Annotated in this window: 20 protein-coding genes; all 20 read left to right on the top strand. The window is 61.6% G+C overall.

The genetic code is table 11. The annotated features are described in order from the left end of the window. Positions 1-116 precede the first annotated feature (116 nt). Complete coding sequence (gene sdhC / locus AC57B6_RS22690; RefSeq protein WP_028196108.1) at positions 117-533, top strand: succinate dehydrogenase, cytochrome b556 subunit; 417 nt, start codon at positions 117-119, stop codon at positions 531-533. A gap of 4 nt (positions 534-537) precedes the next feature. Then, entirely contained in the window at positions 538-906 is a 369-nt protein-coding gene (gene sdhD, locus AC57B6_RS22695; protein WP_028196109.1) for a succinate dehydrogenase, hydrophobic membrane anchor protein, read from the top strand. A gap of 4 nt (positions 907-910) precedes the next feature. Then, positions 911-2,686, top strand: a complete 1,776-nt coding sequence (sdhA, locus tag AC57B6_RS22700; protein ID WP_028196110.1) for a succinate dehydrogenase flavoprotein subunit — start codon at positions 911-913, stop codon at positions 2,684-2,686. A gap of 24 nt (positions 2,687-2,710) precedes the next feature. After that, positions 2,711-3,415 carry a succinate dehydrogenase iron-sulfur subunit gene (locus AC57B6_RS22705; protein WP_028196111.1) on the top strand — a complete coding sequence of 235 codons (705 nt, stop codon included), beginning with the start codon at positions 2,711-2,713 and terminating at the stop codon, positions 3,413-3,415. 84 nt (positions 3,416-3,499) lie between these two features. Further along, positions 3,500-3,775, top strand: a complete 276-nt coding sequence (locus tag AC57B6_RS22710) for an FAD assembly factor SdhE (RefSeq protein WP_028196112.1) — start codon at positions 3,500-3,502, stop codon at positions 3,773-3,775. A 92-nt stretch (positions 3,776-3,867) separates the two neighbouring features. Then, positions 3,868-5,169 (top strand): citrate synthase, encoded by a 1,302-nt coding sequence (gltA, locus tag AC57B6_RS22715; protein WP_028196113.1) that lies wholly within the window; start codon positions 3,868-3,870, stop codon positions 5,167-5,169. Between the two features lie 409 nt (positions 5,170-5,578). After that, positions 5,579-6,988 carry a 3-isopropylmalate dehydratase large subunit gene (leuC, locus tag AC57B6_RS22720; protein WP_028196114.1) on the top strand — a complete coding sequence of 470 codons (1,410 nt, stop codon included), beginning with the start codon at positions 5,579-5,581 and terminating at the stop codon, positions 6,986-6,988. Between the two features lie 6 nt (positions 6,989-6,994). Further along, the gene (locus AC57B6_RS22725) at positions 6,995-7,153 is read left to right on the top strand and encodes an entericidin A/B family lipoprotein (RefSeq protein ID WP_028196115.1); all 159 of its coding nucleotides are present in this window, start codon (positions 6,995-6,997) and stop codon (positions 7,151-7,153) included. An 87-nt stretch (positions 7,154-7,240) separates the two neighbouring features. Further along, positions 7,241-7,894 carry a 3-isopropylmalate dehydratase small subunit gene (gene leuD, locus AC57B6_RS22730; RefSeq protein WP_028196116.1) on the top strand — a complete coding sequence of 218 codons (654 nt, stop codon included), beginning with the start codon at positions 7,241-7,243 and terminating at the stop codon, positions 7,892-7,894. 77 nt (positions 7,895-7,971) lie between these two features. Continuing rightward, on the top strand, positions 7,972-9,039 hold the full coding sequence (gene leuB / locus AC57B6_RS22735) for a 3-isopropylmalate dehydrogenase (protein ID WP_028196117.1): 1,068 nt from the start codon (positions 7,972-7,974) through the stop codon (positions 9,037-9,039). Between the two features lie 361 nt (positions 9,040-9,400). Beyond that, positions 9,401-10,522: an aspartate-semialdehyde dehydrogenase gene (gene asd, locus AC57B6_RS22740; protein WP_027805102.1), complete on the top strand. Its 1,122-nt coding sequence runs from the start codon at positions 9,401-9,403 to the stop codon at positions 10,520-10,522. Between the two features lie 167 nt (positions 10,523-10,689). Continuing rightward, positions 10,690-13,233, top strand: a complete 2,544-nt coding sequence (locus tag AC57B6_RS22745) for a motility hub landmark protein FimV (protein WP_496422149.1) — start codon at positions 10,690-10,692, stop codon at positions 13,231-13,233. Then, on the top strand, positions 13,230-14,042 hold the full coding sequence (truA, locus tag AC57B6_RS22750) for a tRNA pseudouridine(38-40) synthase TruA (protein ID WP_278496700.1): 813 nt from the start codon (positions 13,230-13,232) through the stop codon (positions 14,040-14,042). The genes AC57B6_RS22745 and truA overlap by 4 nt, the downstream gene beginning before the upstream one ends. Further along, the gene (locus AC57B6_RS22755; RefSeq protein ID WP_496422150.1) at positions 14,039-14,752 is read left to right on the top strand and encodes a phosphoribosylanthranilate isomerase; all 714 of its coding nucleotides are present in this window, start codon (positions 14,039-14,041) and stop codon (positions 14,750-14,752) included. Before truA ends, AC57B6_RS22755 begins: the two co-directional genes overlap by 4 nt. A 59-nt stretch (positions 14,753-14,811) precedes the next feature. Next, positions 14,812-16,005: a tryptophan synthase subunit beta gene (trpB, locus tag AC57B6_RS22760; RefSeq protein WP_183797035.1), complete on the top strand. Its 1,194-nt coding sequence runs from the start codon at positions 14,812-14,814 to the stop codon at positions 16,003-16,005. Between the two features lie 11 nt (positions 16,006-16,016). Then, the gene (locus AC57B6_RS22765; protein ID WP_216751767.1) at positions 16,017-16,937 is read left to right on the top strand and encodes a DNA-methyltransferase; all 921 of its coding nucleotides are present in this window, start codon (positions 16,017-16,019) and stop codon (positions 16,935-16,937) included. Between the two features lie 33 nt (positions 16,938-16,970). After that, positions 16,971-17,783 carry a tryptophan synthase subunit alpha gene (trpA, locus tag AC57B6_RS22770; protein WP_444514287.1) on the top strand — a complete coding sequence of 271 codons (813 nt, stop codon included), beginning with the start codon at positions 16,971-16,973 and terminating at the stop codon, positions 17,781-17,783. Between the two features lie 81 nt (positions 17,784-17,864). Beyond that, a complete protein-coding gene (accD, locus tag AC57B6_RS22775) occupies positions 17,865-18,737 on the top strand; it encodes an acetyl-CoA carboxylase, carboxyltransferase subunit beta (RefSeq protein ID WP_028196124.1) in 873 nt (290 codons plus the stop codon). A 147-nt stretch (positions 18,738-18,884) separates the two neighbouring features. Further along, entirely contained in the window at positions 18,885-20,195 is a 1,311-nt protein-coding gene (folC, locus tag AC57B6_RS22780; RefSeq protein WP_028196125.1) for a bifunctional tetrahydrofolate synthase/dihydrofolate synthase, read from the top strand. 29 nt (positions 20,196-20,224) lie between these two features. Then, entirely contained in the window at positions 20,225-21,130 is a 906-nt protein-coding gene (locus AC57B6_RS22785) for an SPOR domain-containing protein (RefSeq protein ID WP_496422151.1), read from the top strand. Positions 21,131-21,132: the final 2 nt, after the last annotated feature.

Here is a 21,132-nt window from a genome sequence, read left to right on the forward strand (position 1 = left end):
TTTGACGGCGCCTTTATCGCGCACGCTGTAACGGACCTGTGGTGGTTTTCGCTGCAGCGCGATATAAAAAGGCGCTAAAATTGCGGATTAGTGTGACTACATAGTAGGGGTCTAGCATGGCTGAAGCCGTAAAAAAACCGAGGCCGGAATTCCGGAACATCGGTATCGGGCAGATTTTGACGGCATACCGTCTCCCGCTAGCGGGGCGAGTGTCGATCTTGCACCGCGTGAGCGGTGGTCTGCTTTTTGTTTTTCTTCCGTTCCTGCTGTACCTCTTCGATCAGAGCCTGACTTCCGAACTTAGTTTCGAAGTCTTCAAGGGTTTCCTCTCCAACATCGTCGTCAAGCTCATCACGCTGGTTCTCGCGTGGGCTTTCCTGTTTCACTTCTGCGCCGGCGTCCGCCACCTGTTCATGGACACGAGCCACGGTCTCACGACTAAAGAGAAGGGCAAGCAAACCTCCATCGTGGTGCTGGTCGTTTCGTCGCTTCTGACGATTGCATTCGCGCTCAAACTCTTCGGAGCATTCTAAAAAAATGGCAGCTAATAACCGAATCGGTCCGAAGCGTCTTGTCGTCGGCGCACATTACGGTCTGCGCGACTGGCTCGCCCAGCGCATTACCGCCTGCATCATGGCGATCTACACGGTCATCCTGCTCGCCTGGTTCTTCGGCGCGCGCGATTTCTCGTACGACGGCTGGGCATCGATCTTTGCAACGCAATGGATGAAGCTCGCCACGTTTGTCACGCTGCTGTCGCTGTTCTATCACGCGTGGGTTGGTATCCGCGATATCTGGATGGACTATGTGAAGCCCGTTGGCATGCGTCTGTTGCTTCAGGCGCTGACGATCGTCTGGCTGCTCGCATGTGCGGGCTACGCTGCGCAGATTCTCTGGAGAGTGTAAAAGAATGGCTGCAATCAAGAATTCTCTGCCGCGTCGCAAGTTTGACGTGGTTATCGTCGGCGCAGGCGGCTCGGGGATGCGCGCTTCGCTGCAACTCGCGCGCGCCGGTCTGTCGGTCTGCGTGCTGTCCAAGGTGTTCCCGACGCGTTCGCACACGGTCGCGGCTCAAGGCGGCATCGGCGCATCGCTCGGCAACATGAGCGAAGACAATTGGCACTATCACTTCTACGACACGATCAAGGGTTCCGACTGGCTCGGCGACCAGGACGCGATCGAGTTCATGTGCCGTGAAGCACCGAACGCGGTGTACGAGCTCGAACACTTCGGCATGCCGTTCGACCGCAACGCTGACGGCACGATTTACCAGCGCCCGTTCGGCGGCCACACCGCCAACTACGGCGAAAAGCCGGTGCAACGCGCTTGCGCGGCCGCTGACCGTACCGGTCATGCGCTGCTGCATACGCTGTACCAGCAAAACGTGGCGGCCAAGACGCAATTCTTCGTCGAGTGGATGGCGTTGGATCTGATTCGCGACGCCGACGGCGACGTGCTCGGCGTGACCGCGCTGGAAATGGAAACCGGCGACGTCTACATCCTCGAAGGCAAGACCACGCTGTTCGCTACGGGTGGCGCGGGCCGGATCTTCGCGGCTTCGACCAACGCGTTCATCAACACCGGTGACGGTCTGGGCATGGCGGCGCGTTCGGGCATCGCGCTGCAAGACATGGAATTCTGGCAATTCCACCCCACCGGCGTGGCCGGCGCGGGTGTGCTGATTACCGAAGGCGTGCGTGGTGAAGGCGGTATTCTGCGTAATTCGAATGGCGAGCGTTTCATGGAACGCTACGCACCGACGCTGAAGGATCTGGCGCCGCGCGACTTCGTTTCGCGTTCGATGGACCAGGAAATCAAGGAAGGCCGCGGCGTGGGTCCGAACAAGGATCACGTGCTGCTCGACCTGTCGCACATCGGCGCCGAGACGATCATGAAGCGCCTGCCGTCGATCCGCGAAATCGCGATGAAGTTCGCGAACGTCGATTGTATTAAAGAGCCGATTCCGGTTGTGCCGACCATCCACTATCAAATGGGTGGTATCCCGACGAACATCAACGGCCAGGTCGTCGGCACGTCGCGGGATCACAAGGAAGTCGTCAACGGTTTCTACGCAGTGGGCGAATGCTCGTGCGTGTCGGTGCACGGTGCAAACCGTCTCGGCACGAACTCGCTGCTCGACCTGGTGGTGTTCGGCCGCGCGGCCGGCAACCACATCGTCAAGCACGTGAAGGACATCAAGGAGCACAAGCCGCTGCCGGCGGATGCGGGCGATTTCTCGCTGGCGCGTCTGAACAAGCTGGACAAATCGACGTCGGGCGAATACTCGCAAACCGTCGCGGCCGACATCCGTTCCACCATGCAGGCACATGCCGGCGTGTTCCGCACGTCGAAGCTGCTGGCCGAAGGCGTCGAGCGGATCCGCGAAGTGGCTGACCGGGTCGACAACATCTACCTGAAAGACAAGTCGAAGGTGTTCAACACGGCACGTATTGAAGCGCTGGAAGTGGAGAACCTGATCGAAGTGGCACGCGCCACGATGGTTTCCGCCGAAGCGCGCAAGGAAAGCCGCGGTGCGCATGCGCAAAACGACTTCGAACATCGCGACGACGAAAACTGGCTGCGTCATACGCTGTGGTTCAGCGAAGGCGATCGCCTCGACTACAAGCCGGTTCAAATGCAACCGCTGACCGTCGAATCGGTGCCGCCGAAAGCGCGTACCTTCTAAGGCACAAGTCAAAGGAATTCAGAAATGGCTAAGCGTACATTTGAAATTTACCGCTACGACCCGGATAAGGACGCAGCACCGCGCATGCAAACGTACGAGATCGAAATCGACTCGCACGAACGCATGCTGCTCGACGCACTGCTCAAGCTGAAGGCGATGGACGAAACCTTGTCGTTCCGCCGTTCGTGCCGCGAAGGCGTGTGCGGTTCGGACGCAATGAACATCAACGGCAAGAACGGTCTGGCCTGCTTGCAGAACATGAACGATCTGCCGCAAAAGATCGTGCTGCGTCCGCTGCCGGGCCTGCCGGTGGTGCGCGACCTGATTTGCGACTTCACGCAGTTCTTCAACCAGTATCACTCGATCAAGCCGTACCTGATCAACGATACGCCGCCGCCGGAAAAGGAACGTCTGCAGTCGCCGGAAGAACGCGACGAGCTCGACGGCCTGTACGAATGTATTCTGTGTGCCAGCTGCTCGACTTCGTGCCCGAGCTTCTGGTGGAATCCGGACAAGTTCGTCGGCCCGGCAGGCTTGTTGCAAGCCTATCGTTTCATCGCGGATAGCCGCGACCAGGCGACGGGTGAACGCCTCGACAACCTGGAAGATCCGTACCGTCTGTTCCGTTGCCATACGATCATGAATTGCGTCGACGTCTGCCCGAAGGGCCTGAACCCGACCAAGGCGATTGGCAAGATCAAGGAATTGATGGTTCGCCGCGCGGTCTGATATGAATAGTCCCCTCGCTTCCTGGCGTTCGCTGCTCCCCGAGGGAGCGGTCGGTACGCTTGGGACGGGCCGGGGCGTAACGACATGAACACCGAAACATCGCATCAGTCCGACCCTCTCCGCCGCGCGCGCCTTCGCTGGCGTGCGCGGCGGGGCCTGCTGGAAAACGATCTGATTTTTGAACGTTTTTTCAGCCGATATGAGCATGACCTCAGCGATGCCGACGTGGGCGCTCTCACGCGCCTGCTTGAGCTGAGCGATAACGACCTGATGGACTTGCTGCTGGCTCGCAAGGAACCGGAAGGCGAGCTTGCCGACCCGGATGTCATCCGGGTGCTGGAGCTGTTGCGGAATGCTTGAGCGCCGCTAACGCCTTGAGCACCGCTTGTCCGTTGTTCCCAGGCGTGCAAATTATCGAAACCCTGTTTCCATACTTCGATTGAGGATGTGCTATGACCCCGTCAGATGTTAAAGCCACGCTATCGTTCAGCGACAATTCGCCGAGCGTTGAAATGCCGATTTACAAGGGCACTCTCGGCCCGGACGTGATCGACATCCGCAAACTGTACGGCCAGACTGGCAAGTTCACGTACGACCCGGGCTTCATGTCGACGGCGGCGTGCAACTCCGCGATCACCTACATCGACGGCGACAAGGGCGAGCTGCTGTACCGCGGCTACCCGATCGACAACCTCGCGCAAAACGCCGACTTCCTCGAAACCTGCTATCTGCTGCTGAAGGGCGAACTGCCGAACGCGCAACAGAAAGACGAGTTCGTGAACACCGTCACGAAGCACACGATGGTGCACGAGCAGATGCACTTCTTCTTCCGTGGCTTCCGTCGCGACGCACACCCGATGGCGATTCTGGTCGCTGCGGTCGGCGCACTGTCGGCGTTCTATCACGACTCGCTCGACATCAACAATCCGCGTCACCGTGAAGTGTCGGCCATTCGCATGATCGCGAAGCTGCCCACGCTGGTCGCGATGGCGTACAAGTACAGCATCGGCCAGCCGTTTGCGTACCCGAAGAACGACCTGTCGTACAGCGCGAACTTCATGCACATGATGTTCTCGAACCCGTGCGAAGAGTACAAGGTCAACGACGTGCTGGTGCGCGCGCTCGACCGTATCCTGATCCTGCACGCTGACCACGAACAGAATGCGTCGACCTCGACGGTTCGTCTGGCCGGCTCGTCGGGCGCGAATCCGTTCGCGTGTATCGCAGCGGGTATCGCCTGTCTGTGGGGCCCGGCACACGGCGGTGCGAACGAAGCCGCACTGAACATGCTGGAAGAAATCGGCTCGGTCGATAACATTCCTGAGTTCATCAAGCAGGTGAAGGACAAGAACTCGGGCGTGAAGCTGATGGGCTTCGGTCACCGCGTCTACAAGAACTACGATCCGCGTGCGAAGCTGATGCGCGAAACCTGCCACGAAGTGCTGGAAGAGCTGGGCCTGCACGACGACCCGCTGTTCAAGCTGGCCATGGCATTGGAAAAGATCGCGCTGGAAGACGAATACTTCGTGTCGCGCAAGCTGTACCCGAACGTCGACTTTTACTCGGGCATCGTGCAGCGCGCGCTGGGCATCCCGACCTCGATGTTCACGTGTATCTTCGCGATGGCGCGTACGGTCGGCTGGATTGCACAGTGGAACGAAATGATCGCCGATCCGGAGCAGAAGATTGGCCGTCCGCGTCAACTGTTCATCGGCGACACGCAGCGTGAAGCGAAGCCGATTGCGCAACGCTAAGCGGTAGCCGGTCCCGCGTTTTGCATGGCCCGCGGGGGCTGTGAATCACGCGTGAGACAGGACGGATGAAAAACGCCCCAACGGCTTAACCGTTGGGGCGTTTTGTTTGGGGCGCGCGGAACCTGTGCGCGGCAAATGGGGTTCGATCTTAAGTATCGAACCGAGCCTATGCGGATGGGCGTGTCAGCGCATGAGGCGGTACATCGCGCCAACCCTTTGAACATGCGTGCCGCTGCATCGCGCACGCCACGTCATCCCATGCCGGGTAACACCCATACAGGTATCGACACTACCACCCAACTCTCTGTTTTTTATCGGTTTTTTCCATGATTGATGGTCCCATGGCGCGGTTCTGCATGGCATAATCGACTGACACAGTCAGCCCGCAGTCATTACTACCCCGCATACCATGGCACAGACTCTCTACGACAAATTGTGGAACACACATGTGGTCCACACGGAAGAAGACGGTACGACGATTCTTTATATCGACCGTCACCTGCTGCACGAAGTGACCAGCCCTCAGGCGTTCGAAGGCCTGAAACTGGCTGAGCGCCCGGTGTGGCGCATCAGCGCGAACCTGGCGGTGTCGGACCACAACGTGCCCACCACGGATCGCAGCCACGGCATTGCCGATCCGGTTTCCAAGCTGCAAGTCGATACGCTCGACACGAACTGCGACGCCTACGGCATCACGCAGTTCAAGATGAACGATCTGCGCCAGGGCATCGTGCATATCATCGGGCCGGAGCAGGGCGCTACGCTGCCGGGCATGACCATCGTCTGCGGCGACTCGCACACGTCCACGCACGGCGCGTTCGGCGCGTTGGCGCACGGCATCGGCACCTCGGAAGTCGAGCACGTGCTGGCCACGCAAACGCTCTTGCAGAAGAAGAGCAAGAACATGCTGGTGAAGGTCGAGGGCCCGTTGCCGCGCGGTTGTACCGCCAAAGACATCGTGCTCGCGATCATCGGCAAGATCGGCACGGCAGGCGGCACGGGCTACGCGATCGAATTCGGCGGTTCGACGATTCGCGCGCTGTCCATGGAAGGCCGCATGACGGTCTGCAACATGGCGATCGAAGCGGGCGCGCGCGCCGGCATGGTCGCTGTCGACGACACCACGATCGAATACCTGAAGGGCCGTCCGTTCTCGCCGACGGGCGTCGAGTGGGACCATGCGGTTGAGTACTGGAAACAGTTCAAGTCGGACGAAGGTGCGCAATTCGATCGCGTGGTCGAACTGAACGCCGCGGAGATCGTGCCGCAAGTCACGTGGGGCACCTCGCCGGAAATGGTCACCGCCGTGGACGGCCGTGTGCCGGACCCGGAACGCGAAAAAGACCCGGTCAAGCGCGATGCCATGGAACGCGCACTGAAGTACATGGCGCTCGAACCGAATGCGCCGATCGAATCCATCAAGCCGGATAAAATCTTCATTGGGTCGTGCACCAACGCGCGCATTGAAGACATTCGCGCCGCGGCCTACGTCGTAAAGAAGCTCGGCCGTCGCGTTGCGCCGAACATCCGTCTGGCCATGGTCGTGCCGGGTTCGGGTCTGGTGAAGGCGCAAGCGGAACGCGAAGGCCTCGACAAGGTCTTTACGGACGCCGGTTTCGAATGGCGTGAGCCCGGTTGCTCGATGTGTCTCGCGATGAACGCCGACCGGCTGGATCCGGGCGAGCGTTGCGCATCCACGTCGAATCGTAATTTCGAAGGTCGTCAGGGCGCCGGTGGCCGTACCCACCTCGTGAGCCCCGCGATGGCTGCCGCTGCGGCTATCGAAGGGCATTTCGTCGATATTCGCAAGCTTGGATAAACACGCATGATGAAAAACATGAATCGCACCACTCTATTGCGCCGCTTCGCACTCGGTACGCTAGCCGGGCTATTGCTCGGTCTGGCCGGTTGCAACACGGTGCACGGATTCGGCGAGGACATGTCGCACCTCGGCAATTCGATCAGCAATCACGCTGACAAATAAGCGGTTTTTGATTTTTTGCCGGCAATGCGGCGAGCGGCTTTCCGGCCGCCGCGCGCATCGCCCGGTCTTGAAACAGGCGCAAGCGTCATGGATAAATTCATCGTACATACCGGCGTCGTGGCGCCGCTCGATCGCGAGAACGTCGACACGGACGCGATCATTCCTAAGCAATTCCTGAAGTCGATCAAGCGCACGGGCTTTGGCCCGAACGCGTTCGACGAATGGCGTTACCTCGACCACGGCGAGCCGGGTCAGGACAATTCGAAGCGTCCGCTGAATCCGGATTTCGTGCTGAATCAGCCGCGCTATCAGGGCGCGTCGGTGCTGTTGGCGCGCAAGAACTTCGGCTGCGGCAGCTCGCGTGAGCATGCGCCGTGGGCGCTGCAGCAATACGGCTTCCGCGCGATCATCGCGCCGAGCTTCGCCGATATTTTCTACAACAACTGCTTCAAGAACGGGCTGCTGCCGATCGTGCTGACCGAGCAGCAAGTCGATCACCTGTTCAACGAAACGTACGCATTCAATGGCTTCCAGTTGACTATCGACCTGGACGCGCAAGTCGTACGCACAACGGATGGCAACACCGCGTATCCGTTCGAAGTCGCGGGCTTCCGCAAGTACTGCCTGCTGAACGGCTTTGACGATATCGGCCTCACGCTGCGTCATGCCGACAAGATTCGCCAGTTCGAAGCCGAGCGGATCGCGAAGCAGCCGTGGCTGAATCACCGCATCGTCGGTTAAAGGCAGACAAGCCTTAGAGCCCTATGGCTCGCTTATTCACGCTCAACAGTTTCCAGGAAAACCATCAAGGAATTCGCATGAAGATCGCAGTCTTGCCGGGCGACGGCATCGGTCCCGAAATCGTCAAGGAGGCCGTGAAGGTCCTGAACGTGCTCGGCGAAAAGTTCGAGCTCGAAGAAGCGCCGGTTGGCGGCGCGGGCTACGAAGCCAAGGGCCACCCGCTTCCCGATTCGACGCTGGCGCTGGCGAAGGAAGCCGACGCGATCCTGTTCGGCGCCGTCGGCGACTGGAAGTACGACTCGCTCGAACGCGCGCTGCGCCCCGAGCAGGCCATTCTCGGTCTGCGCAAGCATCTGCATCTGTTCGCGAACTTCCGTCCGGCAATCTGCTATCCGCAACTGACGGGCGCTTCGTCGTTGAAAGAAGAAATCGTTTCGGGTCTCGACATCCTGATCGTGCGCGAACTGAATGGCGACATTTACTTCGGCGCGCCGCGTGGCGTGCGTTCGTCGCCGGACGGGCTGTTCGAAGGCGCGAAAGAAGGCTTCGACACGATGCGTTATTCGGAACCCGAAGTACGCCGCATCGCGCACGTGGCGTTTCAGGCGGCGCAAAAGCGTCAGAAACGGCTGACGAGCGTGGACAAGGCCAATGTGCTCGAAACGTCGCAGTTCTGGCGTGACGTGATGATCGACGTTTCGAAGGAATACGCGGACGTCGAGTTGTCGCACATGTACGTCGACAATGCCGCGATGCAATTGGTCAAGGCGCCGAAGGCGTTTGACGTGGTCGTGACCGGCAACATGTTCGGCGACATTCTCTCCGACGAAGCCGCCATGCTGACGGGTTCGATCGGCATGCTGCCGTCAGCGTCGCTCGACAAGAACAACAAGGGCTTGTACGAGCCGTCGCACGGTTCGGCACCGGATATCGCCGGCAAGGGCGTGGCCAATCCGCTGGCCACGATTCTGTCGGCGGCGATGATGCTGCGTTACTCGCTGAACAAGGCGGAGCAGGCGGATCGCATCGAAAATGCGGTGAAGAAGGTGCTGGAGCAAGGTTTCCGCACCGGCGACATTCTCACGCCGGGTTGCAAGCAGGTCGGCACCGTCGCCATGGGCGATGCGGTGGTCGCGGCGCTGTAAGGCAATAAAAGGCAGGTGGCCGTCAGATCGCCAGACGATCGTCAAAGCGGCCTTTAAAACGCGAATCGGCCTAAAAACAGGCCGATTCGCGCGTGATACGAACGATAGCGGCAGACAATCGCGTCGCCAGATTCCGGTTTTCGTGTATATTGTAGCGATGGCACAGACGGCTCAAATCTCCTCGATTTCGAAACTGCACGGCAAAACGGCCCGTGTGGTTGAGCTCGCCATTACCACCACAAAAACGATTACCCCGAAAACGATCACGAAACGCTGATCGTCCGTCGTGCCCGCTCATCTTCCCCGCGCGGTCACTGCGGGCAAAGATGCGGGGAAGTTTCCATTCGAAGGGTATGAAGTCATGAACGTAGGTCTCGTAGGTTGGCGCGGTATGGTCGGCAGCGTCCTGATGCAACGTATGCAACAGGAAGGCGATTTCGACTTGATCGAACCGGTGTTTTTCAGCACCAGCAACGCGGGCGGCAACGCGCCGTCGTTCGCCAAAAACGAGACCAAGCTCAAAGATGCGACAAGCATCGAAGACCTGAAGAAGTGCGAAGCAATCATCTCCTGCCAGGGCGGCGATTACACCAATGAGGTGTTCCCGAAGCTGCGCGCAGCGGGCTGGAACGGCTACTGGATCGACGCGGCTTCGTCGCTGCGCATGAAGGACGACGCAGTCATCATTCTCGATCCGGTCAACCTCGACGTGATCAAGAACGCGCTGGTCAAGGGCCAGAAGAATTTCATCGGCGGCAACTGCACGGTCAGCCTGATGCTGATGGCGCTGGGCGGCCTGTTCCGCGAAAACCTCGTCGACTGGATGACGGCCATGACGTATCAGGCCGCTTCGGGCGCGGGCGCGCAAAACATGCGCGAACTGCTGCAACAAATGGGCACGCTGTACGGTGCGGCCAAGGAAGATCTGGCTGATCCGTCGTCGGCGATTCTCGATATCGACCGCCGCGTGTTGAGCGCCATGAACAGCGACCGCATGCCGACCGACAACTTCGGCGTGCCGCTCGCCGGCTCGCTGATTCCGTGGATCGACAAGGATCTCGGCAACGGCATGTCGAAAGAAGAATGGAAGGGCGGCGCGGAAACCAACAAGATTCTCGGCAAGCCGGCCATGGGTACGCCGGGTTCGATCCCGGTGGATGGCCTGTGCGTGCGGATCGGCGCGATGCGCTGCCACTCGCAGGCGCTGACCATCAAGCTGAACAAGGATGTGCCGCTGGACGAAGTGAACAGCATCCTCGCGTCGGGCAACGATTGGGTCAAGGTCGTGCCGAACGAACGCGAAGCGTCGATGCGCGATCTGTCCCCGGCGGTAGTCACAGGCACCCTGACGGTACCGGTCGGCCGGGTGCGCAAACTGGCGATGGGCGGCGAATATCTGTCGGCCTTCACGGTCGGCGATCAGCTGCTGTGGGGCGCGGCGGAACCGCTGCGTCGCATGCTTCGCATTGTGCTCGACAAGTAAAGTAAACTACGCGCTCACGACGCGTAGAAAACTCAAGAAGCGTCGCGCTTGCGCGGCGCTTTTTTCATTGTGCTCCGATTATCTTGTCTCTTTCCAACCGCAAAAAAGGGCTGCGCGCTGACGCGCCAGGGGTCCCGATGAACCTTCGATTCTCCTCCCTTCGGGCTATGTTTATGCATCAAGCTACCGGCCGACTGACGGCCGCAGCCGCTTTGGCGTTTGCATTGGCCGGTGCCGGCATGAATAGCGCGATGGCCGCGCCCGGTGACGCCGCAAGCGCGCCGGAGGGCGCCTCCGTGTCTTATGCCGCCGGGAGCCAATATACGGTGCGACCCGGGCAGTCGCTGAACGACGTGGCGATCGCCGTCACCCAATCGCATGACAAGGGGACGCTCGCACGTGCTTCGCGCGCGCTGTTCGATGCGAATCCGAATGCCTTCATGAGTCATGACCCGAGCCGGATGCGCGTCGGCGCGCTGCTGACGATTCCGGCACTGGATGCATCGGGCGCGCTGGCCGCTTCCGCGCCGGTGGCGGGGTCTGCGTCTGCCGCACCATCGGCTGCGCCGGTGACGTCGGCTTCCGCGCCGAATGCAGCGCCGGCCGGTGCGGTGGTCGGCGCCGCAAGCGGCGTGGCACAGGTCAATGCCGCTGCTGCAAGCGCGGCAAGTGCCGCGGCTCGCGCGGCAGCACCAGCCACGGCGGCGGTTTCAGAAGCGGGCAGCTCGACGGTTGGAGCCAGTCCGGTTGCGCCGGGCAGCTCGACAGCGGCGGGGATGGCTCCGGCAGCGCCAGCGGCGGGCTCACAAGCTGCGGCCGCGTTGCCGGGCAGCGGCGCCCATGTCTGGTCGGGTGCGATCCAGCCTTCCGCCAGCGAGGCGGCCGAAGGCGCGTCGGCGGCCACAGCAGCCACGCCGGCAACGGCCGCCGCGCAGTCGGCGTCGCAACCGCGCGCGCAGGTGTCCAGCCTGCAGCAATTGCTCGCGCTGAAAAACCGCGTGCTGATGGAATTGCAAAAACATGGTATCGGCGGTTCGCCTGCCGCGCCGGTCAAGCCTTCGACGAACACGGTGCAGCCGGCCACAGGCGCTTCGTCCGCGGCTGCGATTTCTAGCAATGGCGCCGTGCCGACTTCCACGTCGAATGACACCGGCATCTCGCAAACGAATTTGAGCATAGCGGCGGCAATCGGTGCGGCTTTGGTCGTACTGTTGGCGGCTTTCCGCATGCGTCGGCGTAAGCGCGTCGCCGTTGCCGCGACTGAGGGTACGCTGGCAGCCGATGCGGCGGCGGCTGCCGCCCGAGCGGCAGAGTTACAGGAAGCCGGTTCGACGCACGAGCCGACCCCGGCGCCCGAAGCGTCGGACGCAGGCGGCGAAGCGGCGCAAGGATACGCAGTAACGCTGACGCCGGCTGACCGGGAGGCGGCGGAAGCTGACGCAGCGGCGCGGGAAACGGCAGAACGCGTGGCAGCGGAGCGCGCAGCGGAAATTCGCGCGGCGGCAGAGCGTGAGGCAGCGGAGCGGGAAAGGGCGGAGCATGCGGCGGCGGAACAAGCCGCAACCGACCATGCGGATCAGGAACGTGCAACAGCGGAGCGTGAAGCCGCAGAACAAGCTGCAGCGGAACATGAGGCCGTTGCCCGCCAACTGCACACCGACTTGCCTGCGCAAGATCTCAACACGCCTCAACACGTGTTGCAGGAAAGCCACCCGGCGCCTACCCCCATCGAACCAGACGAGCAACGGAATTCGGAGCTCACGTCGGCTGCCCAAGGCGGTCCGACGGCCGAACCGCTTCCGTCCGCTCATCACGAAAACCTCGACGGCGCGACCACGGCTGCGAGCCTCGCTGCTGCGGCGGAACTCGGCGCAGACGCGTTGCCGCGCACGCCGCTTGAGCCGGTTAATGAGGCCTTCCCGGAAGAGGTGCCTCCGCACCGTCTGCAATGGGATGACGAGCCGGCATCAAGCGTGCCGCTGGCCGAGCCGAAGAACGACCTGTCCGCTGATTCGCCGCACCCGCTCGACACGCCGGCTCCGGTCATCGATTTCACACAGCAGCCGGTCGAGCCGCATACGACTTCGCCATTCGGCAATCCGCTTGTGGAGACGCAACCGCAGCCCCCTCAGCAAGTCGAAACCGCGACGCCTCATGAAGCGTCGCACGCCGAGCCGGCACCGGTCGCGCAAGTTCCGCCCGCGCTGTCCGTGCCGTCCGAGTTTCCGCGTGACGCCGTCGATGCGTTCAGCAGTCTCGACATGCCGTTGCCGCCGCGCATCGAATTGCCCGACGCAGCGCTGGGCACGCCCGAATCGCTTGCGACCCAGCCGGTCGCATCGCCAGAAAGCACCGCGCGGCAAGCCGTGGCGCCGCACGATCCGGACGACGTCCCGCACGCCGCCGACGAAATCTCCGCGGGCACCGCTGGTCATGCAGCCGTCGCAGGCCTGGGCGCGGTCGGCTTCGGTGCGTTGAAGCTCGATTTCGACCTTGAATTGCCGCCGAGTCCGGCTCAGCCCCTGCCCGTTTTCACATCGGCCGATCTCACCCGCATCGCCCGTAACAAGCTCGATCTGGCCGCCGAATATATTGACCTCGGCGATCTGTCCGGCGCGCGCGTGCTCATCAACGAAGTGATCGAAGCGAACGATCCGGCCACGCGCACCGAGGCCCGCGCGCTGCTCTCGACGCTTGCGCCGTTGTCGTGAAGCGTATTGCGCTAGGCGTCCAGTACGACGGTTCGGCATTTTGTGGCTGGCAGTCGCAGCCGCACGGCAAAACCGTGCAGGATGAGCTCGAACGGGCGTTGCGCGAGTTCGCACAAACGCCCGTGCAAACCGTTGTAGCCGGTCGCACGGATACCGGCGTGCACGGCCTGGGCCAGGTGGTGCATTTCGACACGGAACTCGATCGCACGGATTTTTCGTGGATTCGCGGCACCAATGCGTTTCTGCCAAAGACGATCGCCGTGCAATGGGCCAAGCCAATGCCGGATGAGTTCCACGCGCGCTTTTCGGCGTTCGAACGCACGTATTACTACGTCCTGTACGTCCATCCGTTCCGTTCGCCGATGCAGGCCACGCGGGCTGGCTGGGTGCATACGCCGCTCGACGTCGACGCCATGCGGGCTGCCACCGCTCATCTGATTGGCGAGCACGATTTTTCGGCGTTTCGCTCGTCGCAATGTCAGGCGAAGACGCCGGTCAAGCATCTGTATCAGATCGACATCCTGCAACAGGGAGACTTCGTTCATTTCCGCTTCCGGGCAAACGCGTTCCTGCATCATATGGTGCGCAACCTGATGGGTTGTCTCGTCGACATCGGCCGGGGACGCCATCCGGCCGAATGGATGGCAGAGGTGCTCGCCAGCCGCGATCGCGATTGTGCTGCGCCGACTTTCATGCCTGACGGCCTGTATCTGGCGCAGGTGGGCTATCCTGAGCAATTCGCCGTGCCCGCGCCGCACACCGGCAGCGTGCCCTGGAGTACTGTATGGACCGAGCAAGCGAAACCATGAAATCAACCGAAAACCTGGCGGCCGAAGCTCACGCGGGCGCATCGCAACACGCCGTGCCGCATCGTACGCGTATCAAGCTGTGCGGCCTGTCGAAGCCGGAAGACGTGGCGTACGCGATCGACCTCGGCGCCGACGCGATCGGCCTCGTGTTTTATCCGCCGAGCGCGCGTTCGGTGAGCGTCGCGCAGGCCGTCGAACTGGTGCACGATGTGCCGCCGTTCGTGTCGGTAGTCGGCTTATTCGTGAACCCGACGCAGGACTGGATTCGCGAAGTCGTCAGTAACGTCGGGCTCACGCTGCTGCAGTTCCACGGCGACGAAACCGTCGCGCAATGCGAATCGCTCGCCAGTCTTGCGGGTTTGCCTTGGTTGCGTGCTTTGCGGGTTGCGGCGGATACTCAACCGGCAGATTTGGTAAAATCAGCGCTTAACTATTCAGCAGCCAATGGCCTTCTGTTCGACACCCATGTCGAAGGCTATGGCGGCGGCGGGAAGGTTTTCGATTGGTCACTTATTCCAGCAGAGCTCGCGCGTCGGGCCGTTTTGAGTGGTGGGTTGAACGCGCAAAACGTCAGTGATGCGATCCATCGCGTGCGCCCGTACGCGGTCGATGTCTCGAGCGGCATCGAAGTACCGGGCGCCCGGGGCGTGAAAGATCACGCCCGGATGTCGGCGTTCGTACGCGCAGTGCGCGCGGCGGACGCTGAATGATTCAGGCGGCGCGGTTTCTCCCATGACAACCGCGCGCCACACTGAGAAGAGTGATCACCATGTATAACTTGCCTGACGAAAGAGGCCATTTCGGCCCATATGGCGGCGTGTTCGTTGCCGAAACGCTGGTTCATGCACTCAGCGAGCTGCGTGCCGCATATGAGAAATATCAGAAAGACCCGCAATTCGTCGCCGAATACGAGCGCGAACTGAAGCATTTCGTGGGTCGTCCGTCCCCGATTTATCACGCACAGCGCTGGAGCGAAATGCTCGGCGGCGCGCAGATTTTCCTCAAGCGGGAAGATCTGAATCACACCGGCGCGCACAAGATCAATAACGTGATCGGCCAGGCGCTGCTCGCAAAGCGCATGGGCAAACCGCGCGTGATCGCGGAAACCGGCGCGGGCCAACACGGTGTGGCGACCGCGACCATCGCGGCGCGCTTCGGCATGGAATGCGTGGTCTACATGGGCGAGGAAGACGTGCGCCGCCAGGCCGCCAACGTCTATCGGATGAAACTGCTCGGTGCGAGCGTCGTGCCCGTGCAGTCGGGCTCGCGCACGCTGAAGGACGCGCTCAATGAAGCGATGCGCGACTGGGTGACCAACGTCGAAAATACCTTCTACATCATCGGCACAGTGGCGGGACCGCACCCGTATCCGATGATGGTGCGCGACTTCCAGCGCGTGATCGGCGACGAGTGCAAGGTGCAGATGCCCGAACTGGTGGGCCGTCAACCGGATGCTGTAATTGCGTGCGTTGGCGGTGGTTCGAATGCAATGGGTATCTTTTACCCGTACATTGACGACACTTCTGTTCAGTTGATTGGCGTTGAGCCTGCCGGTGACGGGATCGAAACTGGCCGTCACGCGGCCTCGCTGATCGGCGGCAGTCCGGGTGTGCTGCATGGCAACCGCACTTATCTTCTGCAAGACGAGAACGGGCAGATCATCGAGACGCATTCGATCTCGGCCGGTCTGGATTATCCGGGCGTCGGTCCTGAGCATGCATGGCTAAAAGACAGCAAGCGCGCGCAATATGTCAGCATCACCGACGAAGAGGCGCTTAAGGGATTCCACGATTGCTGTCGCATCGAAGGCATTATTCCGGCATTGGAATCCAGTCACGCACTGGCCTATGCAGCGAAGCTCGCGCCGACACTGCCGAAGGACAAGGTGCTTCTGGTCAATCTGTCGGGCCGCGGCGACAAGGACATGCATACGGTCGCTGAGCGATCGGGCATTCAGTTCTGAGCGCCGCGACGATGCGCGACGAGTTCGACGAGCCGCAACCGGCACTTGAAAGCACGACCCCGGTCGCCGAGGTCGTGGTGGCCGAGGCGCCTGCACCCTTGCTGCCGCAGGTGCCCGCCAGTATCCGGCTGTTGAACCGCGATTTTTTGTCCGATGTGTCGAACATTCCCGACGGGTCGATTGACCTGATCCTGTGCGATCCGCCTTATGGGCTCGGCAAGGATTATGGCAACGACTCCGACATGCGTTCCGGCGAGGATTTTCTCGCCTGGACGCGTGGCTGGCTCGAGCTGGCTATTCCGAAGCTCAAGCCGTCGGGTTCGCTCTATATTTTCTGCACATGGCAGTACGCGCCGGAAATCTTTAGCTTCCTGAAGACAAAACTCACGATGATCAACGAAATCATCTGGGACCGGCGTGTGCCGAGTATGGGCGGAACGGTGCGCCGTTTCACCTCGGTGCACGACAACATCGGCTTTTTCGCGGTGTCGAAAGATTACTTTTTCGATCTCGATCCCGTCCGCATCCCGTACGATGCCGTCACGAAGAAGGCGCGTTCGCGTAAATTGTTCGAAGGCAGTAAGTGGCTGGAGCTTGGCTATAATCCCAAGGATGTCTGGTCGGTATCGCGGCTGCATCGGCAACATGCCGAGCGCGTCGATCACCCGACCCAGAAGCCTCTGGAAATTGTCGAGCGGATGGTGCTGGCAAGTTGTCCGAAGGGCGGGCGCGTGCTCGACCCGTTCATGGGCAGCGGCACCACCGCAGTCGCTTGCGCCCGGCAGCAACGCGAATTCGTCGGCTATGAGATCAATGAAAGTTACTGCGCAATAGCGCGCGAACGCGTTAGCGCGGCCGCGTCGGCGCCCACTGCCGCCCGCAAAACCCGCAAGAATGCGGCCAAGGCTGAGCGGCAAACCGAGGCGCAATAAGCGCGCGGTAGCTTAAAAATCCGAGAATATTCCATGTCCCGTATCAAGAACACGTTTGCTGCGTTGTCCGCCCAGGGTAAGAAAGGCCTGATTCCGTTCATGACGGCCGGTGATCCGGATCCGGCTCGCACGGTCGAATTCATGCACGCGCTCGCTGCCGGCGGCGCCGATGTGATCGAACTTGGCGTGCCGTTTTCCGACCCGATGGCCGACGGCCCGGTGATCCAGCAGTCGTCCGAACGCGCGCTGGCGCATGGTGTGTCGCTGCGTCACGTGCTGGCCGACGTGAAGCGCTTCCGCGAAACCGACGACAAGACGCCGGTAGTGCTGATGGGCTACGCGAACCCGATCGAGCGCATGGGCACAGAGGCCTTCGCCAAGGCGGCGAAAGAAGCCGGGGTGGACGGCGTGCTGGTTGTCGACTACCCGCCCGAAGAGTGCGCTAACTTCGCCGAACAGATGCGATCTGCTGACATCGATCCGATTTTTTTGCTTGCGCCCACGTCCACGGCCGAACGTATCGCCCAAGTCGGTAAAATTGCGAGCGGTTACGTCTATTATGTGTCGCTGAAGGGCGTGACCGGCGCGGCAAATCTGGACGTTTCCAGCATCGCGAGTAAAATCCCGGCCATCAAGTCGCACGTCCCCCTGCCGGTGGGCGTCGGTTTCGGCATCCGCGACGCGCAAACAGCGCGTCTGGTGGCCGAAGTGTCCGATGCCGTCGTGATCGGCAGCCGTATCGTGCAGTTGCTCGAACAAGCGGCCCCTGAAGCTGCCGCCGAGACGCTCACGCGCTTCGTCGCCGAGGTGCGCGAGGCGATCGACAGCGTCGCGACTGCCCGATAACAGTTATTTTTTGTCGTCTGTAGTGTGAACGGCGGGTTTGTCCCGCCGTTTGCGCAACCGCTGACCCCAGAAGGATTCAATATGAGCTGGATCGATAAGCTGCTCCCGCCGAAAATCAAACAAACCGACCCGAAGAACCGCAAGGGGATTCCGGAAGGCCTGTGGATCAAGTGCCCGTCGTGCGAAGCCGTGCTGTACCGCAACGACGTCGAGGCCAATCTGCACGTTTGCCCGAAGTGCGACCACCACATGCGCATCGGCGCGCGTGAGCGGCTCGACAGCCTGCTCGATCCGGAAGGCCGCTACGAGATCGGCCAGGAAATCGTGCCGGTCGACGCGCTCAAGTTCAAAGACAGCCGCAAGTACCCGGACCGCCTGAAAGAGGCGATGGACGACACCGACGAAACCGACGCCATGGTCGTGATGGGCGGCGCCATCCACACCCTGCCGGTGGTGGTCGCATGCTTCGAGTTCTCGTTCATGGGCGGCTCGATGGGCTCGGTAGTTGGGGAGCGCTTCGTGCGCGGCGCCCAGAACGCGCTTGAACAGAAGGTGCCGTTTATCTGCTTCACCGCTTCCGGCGGCGCGCGGATGCAGGAAAGCCTGCTTTCTTTGATGCAAATGGCAAAGACCACGGCAATGCTGACCAAGCTCGCCGAAGCCAAGCTGCCGTTCATTTCTGTGCTGACCGATCCGACCATGGGCGGCGTGTCGGCGAGTTTCGCGTTCCTGGGCGACGTGGTGATTGCCGAGCCGAAGGCGCTGATCGGCTTCGCCGGCCCGCGCGTGATCGAGCAAACGGTGCGCGAAAAGCTGCCGGAAGGCTTCCAGCGTGCCGAGTTCCTGCTGACGAAGGGCGCGGTCGACATGATCGTCGACCGTCGCAAGCTGCGCGAAGAAATCGCGCAATTGATGGCGCTGTTGAGCCATCAGCCGGCTGACGCGGTCGCGTAATCTTCATATCAATGCCGTGCCGTGCGCTTTCAGGCGCGGCGGCCGTCGGAAAAGCAGTAAAAAAATAGCGCGCCGCGAGAGTCATCAAGCGGCGCGTTGTCATTTCCGGGATAATCACGGTCTCGCAACGCAGCACAGATTCACTCGATGACCACATTCCCCACCCTCGACGCGTGGCTCACGCACCTTGAATCCGCGCATCCTGTCGGCATCGACATGGGATTGGGCCGTATCACGCAGGTACGCGACGCGATGAAGTTGTCGTTTGAGTGCCCGATCATCACGGTCGGTGGCACCAACGGCAAGGGCTCGACCTGCGCGATTCTCGAATCGATTTTGCTGCGCGCGGGCTTCACGGTTGGCTGCCACACGTCGCCGCATTTGCTGTCGTTCAACGAGCGGGCGCGCGTGAATGGTGAAATGGCGAGCGACGCAGACCTGCTGCCGCATTTCGAAGCCGTCGAAGCCGCACGCCTGAGCCTCGCCGAACCGGTCACGCTGACCTACTTCGAATTCACGACGCTGGCGATCATGAGCCTGTTCGCCTCGCGCGGCCTGGATGCGGTCATTTTCGAAGTCGGCCTGGGCGGTCGCCTCGACGCGGTCAATATCCTCGACGCGGATTGCGCGATCGTTACCAGCATCGATATCGACCACACCGAATATCTCGGCGACACGCGCGAGAAGATCGCTTTTGAAAAAGCCGGTATTTTCCGTCCGGGCAAGCCGGCGATCTGCGCCGATCCGGTGCCGCCGCAGACCCTCATCGATCATGCCGAGAAGATTGGCGCCGAACTGTGGCTATTTGGCCGCGATTTCCGCTACGAAGGGCAGGCGGGCAGCGAACGCCAGCAATGGAGTTATGTAGGGCCGACCATGCGCCGTTCAGCGCTCGCCTACCCGGCGTTGCGCGGCGCGAATCAGTTGATCAACACGTCGGCTGCGCTGGCCGCTCTTGAAGCGCTGCGCGACCGTTTGCCCGTGTCGGCGCAGGACATCCGGCTCGGCCTCGCCAACGTCGAATTGCCGGGACGCTTCCAGGTCCTGCCCGGCAAGCCCGCCGTGGTGCTCGACGTGGGCCACAATCCTCACGCTGCGGCGGTTTTGGCGCAGAACCTCGGCAATATGGGCTTTTTTCCGTACACCTACGCCGTGTTCGGCGCGATGCGCGATAAGGACATTGCCGGCGTACTGACCCATCTGAAAGGCGAAATCGACCACTGGTGCGTGACCGATTTGCCGACCCCGCGTGCGGCTTCGGCGGAAGAACTCGAAGCGGCTTTGCGCGAGCAGGGCGTGAGCGACGCCAACGACAGCAGCGTGACGCGCTACGCAACACCGGCGGAGGCATTCCAAGACGCGCTAAAACGAGCGTCAGAGAATGATAGAATCGTGGTTTTCGGCAGTTTCTATACGGTAGCAGGCGTTATGGCCTACCGTAAATCGCAGCAACACTGAACGGGCGCCAGGCTCGAACCAAGCGATTCATGGGAATTTTCTCGTTCGGCAAGAAAGACGACGCGCCCACCCGGCGCGGCGCAAATACCAGTTCCACTCGGGCCGCTCGTGGCGAGCGCGTGGAGCGGCGAACCCGCCGCACGGAGCGCGCCGTGGATGCCGATGCGATGCTGCTCGACCCCACGTTGCCGGAAAAGCAGCGTGCTCGGCGCAGGCTCGTCGGCGCGATCGCACTGGTCGTCGCGGCGGTGGTCGTCCTGCCCATGGTGCTGGATTCACACCCGAAGCCCGTTACGGACGACATCTCCATCGACATTCCAAGTCGTCCTGCGCCGAAGGTCGCCAAGACCGACGAAGATACGCAGGCCGGCGTAGCCCCGGATAACCCGGCGCCTGATACGGCACTTGCCGCTTCCAGCCTGGCGCCGACAACGGCAGCCACGCAAGGCCAGTCCGGCGCGGCGAAGCAGCAGAGCGCCGCTACCAGCGCCGCGCCTGCCGCCAAGCCGGCTGCGAAAGCGCAGGCACCGGCCGTTGCCGCCAACACGGCGCCCGCCAAGCCGGCCAAATCGACCAACACACCCGCGCCCGCCGCGCAAAGCGTGGCGACCGCGCCAGCAACGAGCGCGGACAGCACGAATACCGCCGCCGCGAGCGCCGATGCGAATTCCGGCACGCCGGCTTCGCCGCCGGGCAGCCGTTTTGCCGTCCAGCTCGGCGCGTTTGCGAACGACGCTAACGCGCGTAATTGGGCCGCCAAGTTGAAAGCGGCTGGTGTGCCCGCATATACCGAACATCGGAAACAGGCCGACGGCTCGACGCTCACGTTATTGCGCGCTGGTCCGTTCGCCGATCGTGCAGCGGCTTCCGCCGCAATTGCGAAGGTTCGTGAGGCCGGCCTGACGTCGGGCGCGAACAGCGGCGCTGCACAGTAAGC

It is taken from the genome of Paraburkholderia sp. BGA-UO-ETr-F12, assembly GCF_059567945.1.